Origin of the sequence: Onishia niordana, from assembly GCF_004798965.1 — a bacterium.
GTDB lineage: Bacteria > Pseudomonadota > Gammaproteobacteria > Pseudomonadales > Halomonadaceae > Onishia > Onishia niordana.
This window is the reverse complement of the sequence record NZ_SDSD01000004.1, coordinates 203,348-217,777: the sequence shown is the minus strand read 5'-3', so window position 1 is coordinate 217,777 and position 14,430 is coordinate 203,348. Positions and strand designations below refer to the sequence as shown.

The following is a 14,430-nucleotide window of genomic DNA, read 5'->3' as shown; positions in this document are numbered from 1 at the left end:
CTAACTCGCAGGAGCGCGCGATGACAACAATAATGGTATCGACCATGATAGCCCTGCTGTTGCTGGGCTTTCCGATGATGATTCCGCTGATTACGGCGGCCATCATTGGCTTTTTCATGATGTTCAACGGCTTCGGGCAGATGGAGACCTTCATCCAGCAAATGCTGGCGGGCATCCGTCCGGCCTCGCTGATCGCCGTGCCGATGTTCATCTTGGCCGCCGACATCATGACCCGGGGGCAGTCGGCGAACCGGCTGATCGCGATGGTCATGTCCTTCATCGGCCATATCAAGGGCGGACTTGCCGTCAGTACCGCTGCATCCTGTACCCTTTTTGGCGCCGTCTCAGGGTCGACCCAGGCAACGGTGGTCGCGGTCGGCTCGCCACTGCGGCCCAAGATGCTCAAGGCCGGGTACTCGGATTCCTTTACCCTGGCACTGATCATCAATGCCAGCGACATTGCTTTTTTGATCCCGCCAAGCATCGGCATGATCATCTACGGCGTTATCTCCGGCACCTCGATTGGTGAGCTGTTCATTGCCGGTATCGGTCCCGGACTGATGATTCTTACGATGTTCTCGCTTTACTGCGTGCTTTACGCGGTGATCAAGGGGGTTCCCACCGAGCCACGCTCCACCTGGCGTGAGCGCCTGACCGCCGTTCAGCAAGCGCTTTGGCCGCTCGGCTTCCCGGTGATCATCGTCGGCGGCATCTATGGTGGTATCTTCAGTCCTACCGAAGCGGCTGCCGCCTGTGTGCTCTATGCCATCCTGCTTGAGTTCGTGGTCTTCCGCTCGCTGAAGATGTACGACATCTACACCATCGCCAAGTCCACCGGCCTGATTACCGCCGTGGTGTTTATCCTGGTCGGGGTTGGGAATGGCTTCTCGTGGATTATTTCCTTTGCTCAGATTCCTCAGGCGATTCTCGAGTCGGTCGGCATCAATGAGGCTGGCCCCACCGGGGTACTGATCGCGATCTGCGTGGCCTTCTTCGTCGCCTGCATGTTCGTCGACCCCATCGTGGTGATCTTGGTACTGACGCCGATCTTCGCTCCAGCGATCGAGAGCACAGGACTTGATCCGGTGCTGGTCGGCATCTTGATCACCCTGCAAGTGGCGATAGGATCGGCAACGCCGCCCTTCGGCTGCGATATCTTTACGGCCATTGCCATCTTCAAGCGGCCTTATCTGGATGTGATCAAGGGGACGCCCCCGTTCATTTTCATCCTGATCCTGGCGGCGGCCTTGCTGATCATGTTCCCGCAGATCGCCCTGTTCCTGCGCGATATCGCCTTCGCCGACTGACCCTGACGGGGGAATAACGCCATGTTCGAGAAGATTCTGGTACCAGTAGACGGCTCGAGGGGCGCATTAGAGGCGCTGGTCAAGGCGGTGGAGCTTGCCAAGCTCACCGGGGCCGAACTCTATATACTTTGCGTGTTCAAGCATCACAGCCTACTCGAGGCATCACTTTCGATGGTGCGTCCGGCCAAACTGGACCTGCCTGACGATGCGCTCAAGGAGTACGCCTCCGAGATCGCCACGGATGCCAAGCGACGCGCTATCGAGATGGGTGTGGGCGAGGTCCGCGCCTTCGTCAAGGGTGGCCGCCCGTCCAGCACCATCGTGCGCTTCGCCAAGAAGCGCCATATCGACCTGATCGTGATCGGCTCACAGGGCACCGGTGGCGAGAAGAGTGCCTCTTTCCTTGGCAGCGTCTCTCAGCGGGTCGCCAGTCAGGCCCGCTGTCCGACCCTGGTGGTCTGACCTCGCGTCATCAATGCCATTGCATGAGCATTCGACTGGGTGCGGAACCCGAGCAGGCTTGTTAGAGTCCGAGGGGTTGCGCATTCATTCTAAAGACTGCAAGGACCCTTCATGAAGACATTGGTTAAAGCTGCCACGCTTGGCGCCCTGCTTACCGCAGGCGCCCCTTATGCTCTGGCTGCCCCCGAGACCGACGAAGCCAAGCTTGGCTACAGCCTGGGTGTGACCCTTGGCCAGAGCCTGGTGCAAGACGTTGAGGATCTCGATCTCGAGTCCTTCACCCAGGCCCTCGAAGATGTCTATGCAGGCGACGACCTCGCCATGAGCGAAGAGGCCATGGCAAAGACGCTGCAACAGTTCCAGCAGCAAGCCATGGCCGAACGCCAGGAAGCCGCTCAGGCCGAAGCGAGCGACAACCTCGAAGCCGGCCAGCAGTTCCTTGCCGACAATGCCGAGAAAGAAGGCGTAAAAACGACCGACTCAGGCCTGCAGTACAAGGTTATGGAAGCCGGTGACGGCGCTACGCCGAGCGCAGGTGACACCGTCAAGGTGCATTACGAAGGCAAGTTGCTCGATGGCACCGTTTTCGACAGCTCCTACAAGCGCGGTGAACCGGTAAGCTTCCAGGTCGGCCAGGTCATCCCGGGGTGGCAGGAAGCCCTGAAGATGATGAGCACGGGCGACACCTGGATGGTCTACATCCCGGCTGATCTCGCCTACGGCAGCAGCGGCCAAGGCCCCATCGGTCCCAATGAAACCCTGACCTTCAAGGTCGAGCTGCTCGACATCAACCCAGATGCCGACCAAGCCGACGGCTCCTGATGCAGCGATGAAGACGGCACATTGCATTGCCGGTCTGGCGCTGGGCCTAGCGGGCCCAGCGCTGGCTGCAGAAGACTCCCCTGCCCCGCTTCCTGACCTTACCCTCGACCCTAGCGCCGTCAGTGTGATGGGCGTCTCCTCCGGTGGCTATATGGCCACACAGCTTGCCGTCGCCTACCCCGAGCTCTTTCGCGGCCTCGCGGTGTTTGCTGCTGGCCCCTGGGGCTGTGCACAAGGCGAGCTTAGCCGAGCGCTCGGCCAGTGCATGAGCATCCGCAAGGGGCTTCCCGACCGCGCCGCACTCGGGGCTCGCCTGACGGACTATCGCGACGATAACCTGGTCGGCAGCGCCTCGGCCCTGGCCGACCAGCGTGTCTATCTATGGCATGGCGACGAGGATGACACCGTGGTACCTGCCCTGGGTGCGCGACTCGCCGCGCAGTACCGCGACTGGCTCAAAGCACCCGAGGCTCAGCTGAAGGTTGTCCGCCAGTCCGAGGCCGGTCACGGCTGGCCGGTAGATGCCGACAGCCCGGCAAGCGCGCCAGCGCCTGAACTTGCCGGCTGCCGCGATGGCGGCTCACCCCATCTGCTTGACTGTGGTGTCGATGGTGCCGGCGAGGCGGTCAGCTGGCTATATAACCCAGCCGAGGCAGCAAGCGACGTAAGCGCAGCAGCGGCCACGCCATCAGCAGAGCGCCTACTGAGCTTCGACCAGACAGCCTTCGATGACGACCTGGCCGAACAAGGCTACCTGTATGTGCCCAAGGCCTGCGAGAGTGGCAATGCGTGCGGACTGGTGGTCGCCCTGCACGGCTGCAACATGAGCGCCGAGGCCATCGACGAGGCCTTCGTTCGCCACTCGGGCCTGAACCACTGGGCCGAAGCCAATGATCTGGTGATACTTTACCCTCAGGTCACGGCCAGCCTGGCCAATCCCCAGGGCTGCTGGGACTGGTGGGGCTACGAGGAAAGCCTGTGGCAGCTGGAGCCTCAGCACGACAGCCGGGCCGGCGAGCAATTGACGGGATTGGTCAACATGGTCCGAGCGCTGGTCGGCAAGCCTGATGCTCCATGACATAGGGTATTGGGCCTACGAGTGTGACAGCTTCTCGATATAGCTCTGCGAGATAGCCCGTGAAATAGCCCAGTGAAACAAACCCTTGAGATAGCCAGGCAAAGGATGGGCGCGATAAATGCCCCGACAGCAGGGCAACCAATAACCGCCTTGGTCCCCCTTCGCCAAGGCGGTATGAAAAAGCGACAGCGTATTGCCCTGCGCGCCTTCAGTGCCTCCTGACGACTTCGAAATCAAACCAGCTGCCTCGGCGTGCCTTGTCAGTCTCGACCACCACCTGCGCGCGCCACGGCATTACCGCTTCGGAACACCGGTCAATCTGCCCTTCACCCACGAAGGTCCCCGGCCCTACCTTCTTCAGCGGGAAGCGATGCAGCCCCATGGGCATGTTGCGTCCTACAAATTCCACCGTGACCGCATTAGCCTCGACACCTTGCAACGCTACGGTGAGAGGGAGGGTCATCGTCGGCGACAGATCGCTACCGACACCGAAGACCATCTGAGCACCCAGCCCCAGACTGGCCTCACAGGGCTCGTCGCGAAGCTCACAGTCACCCGACGGTGGATACCAGGTCACGTCGTCCTGACTATCTCGCAGGTAATAATCCAGCAGATACCAGCAGGCCACCACCACGGTGGCGAGGGTAACCATGATCAACAGGTTGAGCAGGGGAGAGCGCGGCGCATCATCATCCTGTGCATGAGGTGGCGTATTCATGGCAGCGAAAGTGGCACTCCAAAGGCATGACGAAAACGGTAAGCTTATCAGCATTTACAGGCAGCGCCTTTAGCAGGAAGTTAGCAGGCCAACCCCAAGGATGAGGAGACATCATGAGTAGCGTCGAACAGGCACTCGGGCCGCTCTTCCTGCTGATTCTGACCGGGGCACTGCTGGGTGTAGCACGATGGCCCGGCGGTGACTTCTGGCAGCGCCTGGAAGGGGTTATCTATCACCTGCTGTTTCCCGCCATGCTGGTGGCGACGCTCGCCACCGCCGAGGTCGGTTCGGTGCCGGTGGTGCGCCTGGCGATGACCCTGCTGGGCGCGATGCTGGTGTTCGCGCTACTGCTGTGGCTCAGCAGAGGCTGGCTCGCGCTGAGTCGACCAGCCTTTACCTCGGCCTTCCAGGGCGCGCTGCGCTTCAATACCTATGTCGGTGTGGCCGGTGCCGCGGCCCTGCACGGAAGCGCCGGGGCGACGGTCGCCGCCGTGGCGGTGGCATTGATGGTGCCGGTGGTCAACGTGCTTTGCGTGGCCGCCTTCGTCGCCGCCGGCACGCTGGGCCCCTCGAGCCTTGGCAAGAGCTTCGCCGCCCTGGGCCGCAACCCGCTGATACTCGCCTGCCTCGCCGGTATCACGCTCAACCTTACCGGCATCGGGCTGCCCGGCTGGAGCGAGGCGGCGATCAGCCTGCTGGGACGGGCTGCCCTGCCACTGGGCCTAGTGGCGGTGGGCGTTGCCTTGCGCCCTCAGGCGTTGATGCGGCTATCGGCCGGGGTCTGGGCCGCGACAGCCATCAAGCTGGCGCTGATGCCGGCGCTGGTACTGGGCCTCGCCCTGCTACTCGACCTGCCCCCCATCAGTCGCGATGTAGCGCTGCTTTTCGCCGCGCTGCCCACCGCCACCTCGGCGTATATCCTCGCCCGCCAACTCGGCGGCGATGCCGAACTGATGGCGGCCCTGATTACCGCCCAGACGCTACTGGCGATGGTGACCCTGCCGCTATGGCTTGGCGGGGTCGTCGCCGGATAAATCAGTCGAGCATTTTTCTTTTCCGCCCACGCAGCGCAGGTAAGCTATCGCCGTTGCCCGCATCTTCCGGCGTCACCCTTCCTGCGTGACCTGATTGGCGCAGGGCGCACCGCGACCCAGCGCGTCGATATTGGCAATCGTGACCTCGGCGATCTCACTGAGTGCCTCGGCGGTAAAGAACCCCTGATGGCCGGTGATCAACACATTGGGGAAGGTGGTCAGCCGCTGGAAAATATCGTCATCGATGATGTCACTCGAGTGATCGCGGAAGAAAAGCGACGTCTCCTGCTCGTACACATCAATGGCCAGGCCGCCAAGACGACGCGTCTTGAGTGCCGCGATGGCGGCCTGGGTATCGATCAGCCCGCCCCGCGAGGTGTTGATCAGAATCGCCCCGGGCTTGAGACGCGACAGCGCCTGTTCATTGATCAGATAACGGGTGTCGTCATTGAGCGGGCAGTGCAGGCTGATCACATCGCTCTCGGCCAGCAGTGTCTCCCGCGATACATACTCGCCATCCAGCGCCTCGAATGCCTCGCTGGGATAGCGGTCCTCGCCAAGCAACCGACAGCCGAAACCTTGAAAGATGCGCGCCGTGGCAAGGCCAATGCGCCCGGTGCCTATCAAGCCTACCGTCTTGCCGGCGAGCGTCATGCCAAGCAATCCCTCCAGCATGAAGTTACCCTCGCGGACCCGATTGAAGGCACGATGGGTGCGACGGTTGAGGGTCAGCAGCAGCGCCAGCGCATGCTCCGCCACCGCCTCGGGGGAATAGGCCGGCACCCGCGCCACGGCCAGGCCCAGCCGCTCGGCAGCCACCAGGTCCACATTGTTGAAGCCGGCACAGCGCAAGGCAATGAAGCGAACGCCGAGCGACGCCAACGCCTCGAGCACCTCGGCATCCAGACGATCATTGACGAAGGCACAGACACCATCGGCGCCATGAGCGAGTACGGCGCTATCAGGCGTCAGCGTCACCTCGTGAAACGCAAGCTCGATATCATGGCCGACGGCTGCTTCGCTAAAGAAGCGCCGATCGTAGGGCTGTGCACTGAACATGGCAACGCGGGTCACGAACACCTCCTGATGACACCTTGGGCCAGCATTGGGCGCCCCCGGATGCGAGACCTGGCCCAAGGCTTGTTGAAAAATATTCTCGTTTCTATTGACCATGCAAATGAGAATGGTTATCTTTGAATTGTGGCGCTCGCCAAGCGCCACTTACCATGCAGAGAATGTCAGGTTCCCTGTCATGGTTTCTCCTCATCAAGCTAGTCACGGTCTTATGCCGCCCTCCCGGGCGGCTTTTTTTGTCTGGCTGCCGCCATGACGACCGATCCATTGTGCCCGGCCTCGGCAGCCATCGTCTTGTCCTCCGTCAAGCCTTCCTTCTCACTCGCCTGGGCGCCATTATCCAGTTCCCCTTTTCACTCAGGTTGCGCCTTCATCGAGTCGCGTGGAACGCCATCTCACCTGGGGGCCCCGCGCTCACGCCACAGACCACGCGAATAGAGCCGCTCGTGCAGTAGCTCGGCCAGGGCGTCCACGGCGGGCTTCGAGGCGGCCGACATGCGCTTGCCAATATGCAACTGTACCTCGCCACCGGTCAGCGCCGGCAAGCCATCCGCCGGCCCCAGTTCACGCATGCCGGGCGTCAGCCGCTCACGGTCGAGCACACTGATGGAGAGCCCTGCCTCCACGGCCGTTTCCAGGGCGTGAACGCTGGTGCTGGTGAAGACGGCATACCAGGAGAGATCCTCGGCTTCCAAGGCCTCGATGCCGATCGCCCGATACGGGCAGTCCACCGGATGCAGTCCCAGTGGCAGGGGCTGGGTCGGGTCGAGCGCATACTCCCGAGCAGCGGCCCATACCGGTGAGGTACGCCATAGCGGTTTACCCCCCTCCAGCCGATGCTGCCTGTCGAGAAGCAACGCCAGGGTCAGCTCGCCACGCTCGAGCCGTCTTGCCAACTCACCGCTGGTGGCGGTCACCGCCTCCAAGAGCACATCCGGGTGCTGGGCCATGAACTCGGGCAGAATCTGACCCACCAGCTCGCTTGCAAAGTCTTCCGGCATGCCGAAACGCACCTTTCCGGACAGCCCCCGGCCGGTAAAACGCGCCAGCATACGATCATGCTGGCCAAGCAGAGCGCGTGCCTCTCGCATCAGCGCCTCGCCGGCTGGCGTCAGCGTCATGCCTCGGGCGCTGCGGACCAGCAGGCGTGTCGCCAGTCGCTCTTCCAACCTCTTGATTTGCATGCTAATTGCGCTGACAGTCCGATGGCGTTGCTCCGCGGCGGCGGCCAAGGTGCCGAGCTGCGCCACCGTCAGGAAACTGCGTAACGACTCCAGGTCCAGGGTGGCGGACATGACTTCAGACATATTGAAGGCTCACTGCAATTTTTGTCGATTCCCTGAACACTCTAGTCGCATGAGAATAGCCACGCCATCCTCGCCGACACCCACCGGCTGTCAGGAATGTGAGAATGCGCTAGGAGAGATCATGCAACTTCACACATCGCTACCAGGACTCCCCCACCGCCTGCCATTGGGGACGCTATCTATCGCGGCGGGCTTCGTGCTGTGCTGGAGCAGCGGTTTCGTTGGCAGCCGCCTTGCCGTGGCCATCGACACGCCGGTGCTGTCGCTTTACGCCTGGCGGTTCGCCCTGGCAACCCTCATCGCAACCCTGATCTGGGCTGCACAGGCAGGGCCGCAAAAGCTGCGGGAACAGCTCGCGTGGCGGGCGCTGGGCCGTGAGGCGGCCATCGGCAGCCTGACCGTGGGACTTTATCTGTTGGCCATGCTGGTCGCCGTGGAACAAGGCGTCAGTGCCGGCGTGGCCTCGCTGGTGGGCGCCCTGCAGCCGCTGGCGGCCGCCGGGCTTGCCGCCTGGTGGCTCGGCGAGGCCAATGGCCGCGGTCGCTGGGTCGGCATGGGCGTGGCGACCCTGGGGGCTGGTCTCTGCGTGCTGGATGACGTTCAAGGAGTGGGCGGCGCCCCGGTCTGGGCCTATGCCTTGCCGGTCGTGGCGGTAGCTGCGGTGACGCTTGGCAGCGTCATGACCTCGGCACCGGCCGTTAAACTGCCGCTGATGGCTCGCCTGAGCGCGCAGTTGGCGGCGGCCACGCTGGTCTTCTTCGCCGCGGCGCTTGCCAGTGGCGGCTCCGTGGCGCCACCGGCGCTGGATGCCGAGACACTCTCGGTGATGGCCTGGCTGATAGGGCTCGCCACCTTCGGCGGCTACGGCTTCTTCGTGGTGGGACTGGGTCGTCTGGGGGTGGCGCGGCTATCGACGCTGATCTATCTGACGCCCGCGGTGACCATGGGCTTCACCGCCCTACTCTTTGACGAACTGCCAGGGCAACTCGGCGCACTGGGCATGGCAGTGGCCACCATCGGCGTACTGATCGCCCTCAGGTCTGGCGCTGGCAAACGCGCCGGAACGCGGCCACACGCTCAGCAAGAGGCTTGCCTGGCGAGTGAGAACACTGACCAGGAAATACTCCATACGGGCGCTCACCCGCTAGGCGATGCTCAGGCGTCGCGGGCGAAGATCAGGTCCCATACGCCGTGGCCCAGCCGTTCGCCGCGTGCCTCGAACTTGGTCAGCGGCCGGAAATCGGGGCGCGATACGTAGGGCGCGCTCTCGGCGGGGGCGGTGTTGCGATAACCCGGCGCGGTTGTCATCACCTCCGCCATCCACTCGGCATACGCTTCCCAGTCGGTCGCCATGTGCAGCGTGCCGCCGGGCTTCAGACAGCGACGCACCAGCTCGACGAAGGCCGGCTGAACGATGCGGCGCTTGTGATGTTTCTTCTTCGGCCAGGGGTCGGGGAAGAACAACTGCAGGCGATCAAGGCTTGCATCGGGAAGGCACTCATCAAGCACTCTAAGCGCATCCTCGCGGTAAACACGGAGGTTGGTGAGCCCGCGCTTGTCGGCCTCATCCAGCAACTTGCCCACACCCGGTGCGTGCACCTCGATGCCGATGAAGTCGGTCTCGGGGTGGGTCTCGGCCTGCTCAATCAGCGAGCCGCCCATACCAAAGCCGATCTCCACCACCAGGGGCGCCTGACGCCCGAACAGGCTCGCGGGCTCCTGGGGGCCATCGTCAAGCGTCAGGCCCAGCCGCGGCCAGACCTCCTCGAGGCCGCGGGTCTGCGCCTGGGTCATGCGCCCGGCCCGCAGCACATAGCTCTTGATGCCACGGCGATGCAGCGGCGCGGCCTCGTCGTCAGTGGCGCCCGCTTGCTCAGCCGGCGCTTGCGGCGCCTGGTCGTCCAGTGACCCAGGTGGTGCCTCAGACGTCGCGTCAGAGGCAGAATCGGCGTCATCCGCCTTTACGGCAGAGGCGGTGTCAGGCGTCGGGGTGCGGTCATCGTTCATCGGCGGCAATCGGCTATCCGGTGGTCAATAAAAGGCAGTCATCAATGCAAGGCGGCGATCAACCGTTGATACGCCCGGCGAAGGGCGAGGACGGCTCGGCACTCTGGCGGCGCGGCATGCGACCCGCCAGGAAGGCCTCACGTCCGGCTTCCACGGCCTTGCGCATGGCATTGGCCATGCCTTCAGGATCGCGGGCATGGGCAATCGCCGAGTTCATCAGCACGGCATCACAGCCAAGCTCCATGGCCAGCGCCGCGTCCGACGCCGTGCCGATACCGGCATCCACCAGCACGGGCACCTGGCTCTGCTCGACGATCAGGCGCAGGTTGTGAGGATTCTGGATGCCATGGCCGGAACCGATCAACGAGCCCAGGGGCATGATCGCACAGCAGCCCATGCGCTCGAGCTCCCGGGCAACGATAGGGTCATCGCTGGTATAGACCATGACATCGAAGCCATCGGCCAGCAGTTCCTCGGCGGCCTTCAACGTCTCGACCACATTGGGATAGAGCGTGCCGTCGTCGCCGAGCACCTCGAGCTTGACCAGCTTGTGGCCGTCGAGCAGTTCGCGGGCGAGCTTGCAGGTGCGTACCGCGTCACGTGCCGTGTAGCAGCCTGCCGTGTTGGGCAGCAGGGTATAGCGGCTGGGCGGAATCACGTCGAGCAGATTGGGCTCGTCGGCGTCCTGCCCCAGGTTGGTGCGTCGCACCGCGAAGGTGACGATCTCGGCGGCACTGGCCGCGATCGCGCGGGACGCCTCGTCGAAGTCACGATACTTGCCGGTACCGACCAGCAGGCGCGAGGTAAACTCGCGGCCGGCGATCGTCAGCGGTTGATCCTCGATACGTTCAGACATCTTATCTCCTCGGTGTGGCACGCGGCGGCGAAGGCGCTATCTCCTTTCCCTAGCCGCCGCCGATGGCATGCACGATCTCGACGCGGTCGCCTTCGGCAAGCCGGATGGCATCGTGCTGGCTGCGGGGCACGATCTCTTCGTTGACCTCGACGGCGATGCGTCGCCCAGCAAGGTCCAGGGCAACGACCAGTTCGCCGACGGTCGTCTCGCCCGCGAGCTGCTTGGTATCGCCATTGAGCTGTATCTGCATGGCATCCTCCCGACAGGCTGGAAAAGGGGGCATATTGTAGCCTGTTCGCGGCGCCCGGGGTACGGTAATTAGCGCATCGCACCGCCTGCGGCGAGCATGATCGAGCCCCGCGGGCCCCACTCAACAGGAGAGCGGCATGCAAGACAGAGGATGGTGGATGACGGCGGCCGGCAGCGGTGCGCTGACCGTGATGGCCGGGGCCTTCGGCGCGCATGCCCTGGGCGACGCACTAGCGCCCAGGCTGCTGGCGGCCTTCGAGACAGGCGTGCGCTACCAGGCCTGGCACACCCTGGCGATACTCGGCGTGCTGGCGTGGCGATCGAGCCTGCCTCGCGCCGGGCAACTGGCAGTCCTCCGGCTGTGGGCGCTGGGCACGTTGCTCTTTTCGGGCTCGCTGTATGCCCTGGCGCTCAGTGGCATATCGCTGCTTGGCATGATCACCCCGCTCGGTGGGCTCTGCCTGATTGTTGGCTGGCTGGCACTGGTCTATAGCGCCTGGCGAGCCTAGGAGTGCGACGCAGCCAGTAACAACGAGCGTTGGCGACGGGTCAGGACGCCTAGTCGCTATCGGGTAACGCATAGGTCGCCGTCACGAGAGCCACCGGCTGCTCGTCACCGGCGGAGTAGAGTTCGACCTCGCCGACGGCCAATCGCCGCCCGAGCTTCAAGAGGCGGGCGTTGGCGATCAGATCGCGATCGCCCCGGGCACGGCGCAGGAAGTGGCAGTTGAAATCGGTAGTCACCGCCATCGCCTCGGGCCCGATCTGAGCCAGTATCGCCACATACAGGCAAACATCGGCAAGCCCCATGATGCTCGGGCCTGAGACACTGGCCCCGGGGCGCAAGTGTTCATCCTCGATGGCAAGGCTCATGGTGGCACGCATCTCATCGACGCCTTCGATGGTGCCCTGTCGGTGGGGAAAGGCGTCATCGAGAAATTCTTCGATGGCGGCGGCGGTCATCACGGTCATGGCGGGCTCCCTGCAGCAAGATGTTCCTGTGAGACGTTCCTGTGAGGCATTCTTAGCATATACGAGGTTGGGCCCAAGATAGCCCATCGGCAGGCGGCGCGCCCAGCATGGCGAGAGCCCTCATGGATACCCGCTCGAGCCTAACCAGGCAACCACGAAAAAGGCCCCGAAAGCTGAGTTCCGGGGCCTTGAGGCTATCGATCAAGCTGCACTCCACTGACAAGCCCTGACCCGGCCATGACTGCGCCTTGGTTCAGGGCTTGAGGGCCAGCCGACATCGACGTCAGTGCGCGACCTTGGCCTTGTGCACGGCACGCCAGTGGTGCAGCAATGGCTCGGTGTAGCCGGCGGGCTGCACCCGGCCCTTGAAGACCAGATCACAGGCGGCCTGAAAGGCACTGGACGCGGCAAATTCGGCGCTCATCGCCGTGTAGTCGGCGTCGCCGGCATTCTGCTCGTCGACCACACGGGCCATGCGCTCAAGCGTCTCCTGGACGCGCTCGGCGCTTACCACTCCATGGTGCAGCCAGTTGGCAATATGCTGACTGGAGATGCGCAAGGTGGCGCGATCTTCCATCAGGCCGATGTTGTGGATATCCGGCACCTTGGAGCAACCGGTGCCGTGTTCGACCCAGCGCACCACGTACCCCAGGATACCCTGGCAGTTGTTGTCGAGCTCCTGCTGAATATCCTCGTCGGACCAGTCGGGCGTCTCCGTGACCGGCACGGTCAACAGATCGTCCAGAAGATCGGTCTCCCCCTTGTCTTCCAGCTCATGCTGAACGGCGTTCACATCAACCTGATGATAATGCAGCGCGTGCAGCACGGCAGCGGTAGGGGATGGCACCCAGGCGGTATTGGCACCGGCCTTGGGGTGACCCACTTTCTGCTCGAGCATGGCCGCCATCCGATCCGGCATCGCCCACATGCCCTTGCCGATCTGGGCGCGACCGCGTAAACCGCAGGCCAGGCCGACCTGGACGTTGTTGGTCTCGTAGGCGCCAATCCAGTCGCTGCCCTTCATGTCGCCCTTGCGAATCATCGGCCCGGCTTCCATGGCCGTATGCATCTCATCGCCGGTACGATCCAAAAAGCCGGTGTTGATGAACGCGACCCTGGAGGCGGCCTCGTGGATGCAGGCCTTGAGGTTCACCGAGGTGCGGCGCTCCTCATCCATGATGCCCATCTTCAGCGTATCCCGTGCCATGCCCAGCATGTCCTCGACCCGCGAGAACAGCTCGCTTGCAAAGGCGACTTCAGTCGGGCCATGCATCTTCGGCTTGACGATATAGACCGAGCCGCTGCGCGAGTTACGCGCCTCGCCGTCGGCCTTCTTCAAGTCGTGCAGCGAAAGCAGGCCGGTCACCACGGCATCGAGGATGCCTTCCGGCACTTCGTTGCCCTCGGCGTCGAGGATCGCCGGGGTAGTCATCAGGTGGCCGACGTTGCGCACCAGCATCAGCGAGCGACCATGCAGGCGCAGCGAGCTGCCGTCAGGCGCCAGATAGTCACGATCGGCATTGAGGCGACGGGTGACGGTCTTGCCGCCCTTGTCGAGCTTCTCTTCAAGATCGCCGCGCATCAGGCCCAGCCAATTGCGATAGACGCCGACCTTGTCGTCGGCATCCACCGCGGCCACGGAGTCCTCACAATCCATGATGGTGCTCAGGGCAGCCTCGACGACCAGGTCCTTGACGCCGGCCGGATCGGTCTTGCCAATCGGATGACTGCTGTCGAAGGCAAGCTCCAGATGCAGGCCGTGGTTGGCCATCAGGATAGCGCTGGGCGCGCTCGCCTCGCCCTGATAACCGACCAGCTTGCCCGGGTCCTTGAGGCCGGTCTCGCGACCGCCGTCGAGGCGCACCAGCAGATGGCCGTCGCGCAGGAAATAGCCGACGGCATCGCGATGCGAGCCGGTCGCCAGTGGCGCGGCACGGTCGAGCACGCCGCGCGCATAGGCCACCACCTTGGCTCCACGCTTGGGGTTGTAACTGGTGCCCTTCTCGGCGCCGTCTTCCTCGCTGATCACATCGGTGCCGTAGAGCGCATCATAAAGGCTCCCCCAGCGAGCATTGGCGGCGTTCAGGGCATAACGCGCGTTGCTGACCGGCACTACCAGCTGAGGGCCCGCCTGCACCGCGATCTCGCGGTCGGTATTGGCCGTGGTGGTGGTAACAGTCTTCGGTGCCTCGACCAGGTAGCCGATTTCCTTGAGAAAGGCGCGGTAGGCGGACATGTCGCGCACCGGACCAGGATGTTCCCGGTGCCAGGCGTCGAGTGCCTGCTGCAAGCGTTCGCGCTCGGCGAGCAGTTCCTGGTTGCGTGGCGTCAGATCCGCCAAGAGGGCGTCGACGCCAGACCAAAACGCTTCGGCCTCGATACCACTGCCCGGCAACGCCTGGTCGGTAATGAAACTGTCTAACTCGCGGGCCACCTGCAGGCGGTGGCGGGTAACTCGTTCAACCATTGATATCTCCTGATGCACACTGACCAGGCGGCCAGCCTCGCCGCGGCGAAGGCCCTCTTCGTCGGCAAGAGTATTTT

The 14,430-nt window shown here is 63.5% G+C and carries 15 protein-coding genes; 7 read left to right on the top strand and 8 right to left on the bottom strand.

Annotation, left to right across the window (positions count from 1 at the left end; all coding sequences use genetic code 11):
• The first annotated feature begins 20 nt into the window (after positions 1-20).
• The 4 genes from ETC27_RS09920 to ETC27_RS09905 all read left to right on the top strand — a co-directional run bounded on the left by ETC27_RS09920 (position 21) and on the right by ETC27_RS09905 (position 3,669).
• Positions 21-1,307, top strand: coding sequence for a TRAP transporter large permease (locus ETC27_RS09920; protein WP_136254830.1), 1,287 nt, complete (start codon positions 21-23; stop codon positions 1,305-1,307).
• A gap of 21 nt (positions 1,308-1,328) precedes the next feature.
• Complete coding sequence (locus ETC27_RS09915; RefSeq protein ID WP_136254829.1) at positions 1,329-1,769, top strand: universal stress protein; 441 nt, start codon at positions 1,329-1,331, stop codon at positions 1,767-1,769.
• Positions 1,770-1,880: 111 nt separating this feature from the next.
• A complete protein-coding gene (gene bamJ / locus ETC27_RS09910) occupies positions 1,881-2,591 on the top strand; it encodes a BamJ family beta-barrel-assembly machinery protein (RefSeq protein WP_136254828.1) in 711 nt (236 codons plus the stop codon).
• 7 nt (positions 2,592-2,598) lie between these two features.
• Positions 2,599-3,669, top strand: a complete 1,071-nt coding sequence (locus tag ETC27_RS09905; protein ID WP_136254827.1) for an extracellular catalytic domain type 2 short-chain-length polyhydroxyalkanoate depolymerase — start codon at positions 2,599-2,601, stop codon at positions 3,667-3,669.
• Positions 3,670-3,877: 208 nt separating this feature from the next.
• On the opposite strand, the gene ETC27_RS09900 is transcribed toward ETC27_RS09905, so the two are convergent.
• Positions 3,878-4,387: a hypothetical protein gene (locus tag ETC27_RS09900; protein ID WP_136254826.1), complete on the bottom strand. Its 510-nt coding sequence runs from the start codon at positions 4,385-4,387 to the stop codon at positions 3,878-3,880.
• A 113-nt stretch (positions 4,388-4,500) separates the two neighbouring features.
• Here ETC27_RS09900 and ETC27_RS09895 point away from each other — a divergent pair, with 113 nt between their 5' ends.
• The gene (locus tag ETC27_RS09895) at positions 4,501-5,421 is read left to right on the top strand and encodes an AEC family transporter (RefSeq protein WP_136254825.1); all 921 of its coding nucleotides are present in this window, start codon (positions 4,501-4,503) and stop codon (positions 5,419-5,421) included.
• A 72-nt stretch (positions 5,422-5,493) separates the two neighbouring features.
• Here the strand turns inward: ETC27_RS09895 and ETC27_RS09890 are convergent, their stop codons facing one another.
• Together ETC27_RS09890 and ETC27_RS09885 are read right to left on the bottom strand one after the other, a co-directional pair.
• Positions 5,494-6,495 (bottom strand): 2-hydroxyacid dehydrogenase, encoded by a 1,002-nt coding sequence (locus tag ETC27_RS09890; protein ID WP_276605696.1) that lies wholly within the window; start codon positions 6,493-6,495, stop codon positions 5,494-5,496.
• 395 nt (positions 6,496-6,890) lie between these two features.
• Entirely contained in the window at positions 6,891-7,802 is a 912-nt protein-coding gene (locus ETC27_RS09885; protein WP_136254824.1) for a LysR family transcriptional regulator, read from the bottom strand.
• Positions 7,803-7,923: 121 nt separating this feature from the next.
• Between ETC27_RS09885 and ETC27_RS09880 the strand changes: the two genes are divergently transcribed.
• Entirely contained in the window at positions 7,924-9,060 is a 1,137-nt protein-coding gene (locus ETC27_RS09880) for a DMT family transporter (protein WP_240724871.1), read from the top strand.
• On the opposite strand, the gene trmB is transcribed toward ETC27_RS09880, so the two are convergent.
• From trmB to thiS, 3 genes are read right to left on the bottom strand one after another with little or no spacing between them, the layout of a single operon-like run.
• On the bottom strand, positions 8,958-9,809 hold the full coding sequence (gene trmB, locus ETC27_RS09875) for a tRNA (guanosine(46)-N7)-methyltransferase TrmB (protein ID WP_136254822.1): 852 nt from the start codon (positions 9,807-9,809) through the stop codon (positions 8,958-8,960). The two genes, ETC27_RS09880 and trmB, sit on opposite strands and share 103 nt — an antisense overlap.
• Before the next feature lie 58 nt (positions 9,810-9,867).
• Positions 9,868-10,665 carry a thiazole synthase gene (locus ETC27_RS09870; RefSeq protein ID WP_136254821.1) on the bottom strand — a complete coding sequence of 266 codons (798 nt, stop codon included), beginning with the start codon at positions 10,663-10,665 and terminating at the stop codon, positions 9,868-9,870.
• Positions 10,666-10,714: 49 nt separating this feature from the next.
• Positions 10,715-10,915, bottom strand: coding sequence for a sulfur carrier protein ThiS (gene thiS, locus ETC27_RS09865; RefSeq protein ID WP_136254820.1), 201 nt, complete (start codon positions 10,913-10,915; stop codon positions 10,715-10,717).
• A gap of 136 nt (positions 10,916-11,051) precedes the next feature.
• Between thiS and ETC27_RS09860 the strand changes: the two genes are divergently transcribed.
• Positions 11,052-11,423, top strand: a complete 372-nt coding sequence (locus ETC27_RS09860) for a DUF423 domain-containing protein (protein WP_136254819.1) — start codon at positions 11,052-11,054, stop codon at positions 11,421-11,423.
• 49 nt (positions 11,424-11,472) lie between these two features.
• Here ETC27_RS09860 and ETC27_RS09855 read toward each other — a convergent pair whose 3' ends face one another.
• Together ETC27_RS09855 and ETC27_RS09850 are read right to left on the bottom strand one after the other, a co-directional pair.
• Positions 11,473-11,886, bottom strand: coding sequence for a PaaI family thioesterase (locus ETC27_RS09855; protein ID WP_136254818.1), 414 nt, complete (start codon positions 11,884-11,886; stop codon positions 11,473-11,475).
• A gap of 283 nt (positions 11,887-12,169) precedes the next feature.
• Positions 12,170-14,353 (bottom strand): malate synthase G, encoded by a 2,184-nt coding sequence (locus ETC27_RS09850; RefSeq protein ID WP_136254817.1) that lies wholly within the window; start codon positions 14,351-14,353, stop codon positions 12,170-12,172.
• Between the last annotated feature and the right edge of the window lie 77 nt (positions 14,354-14,430).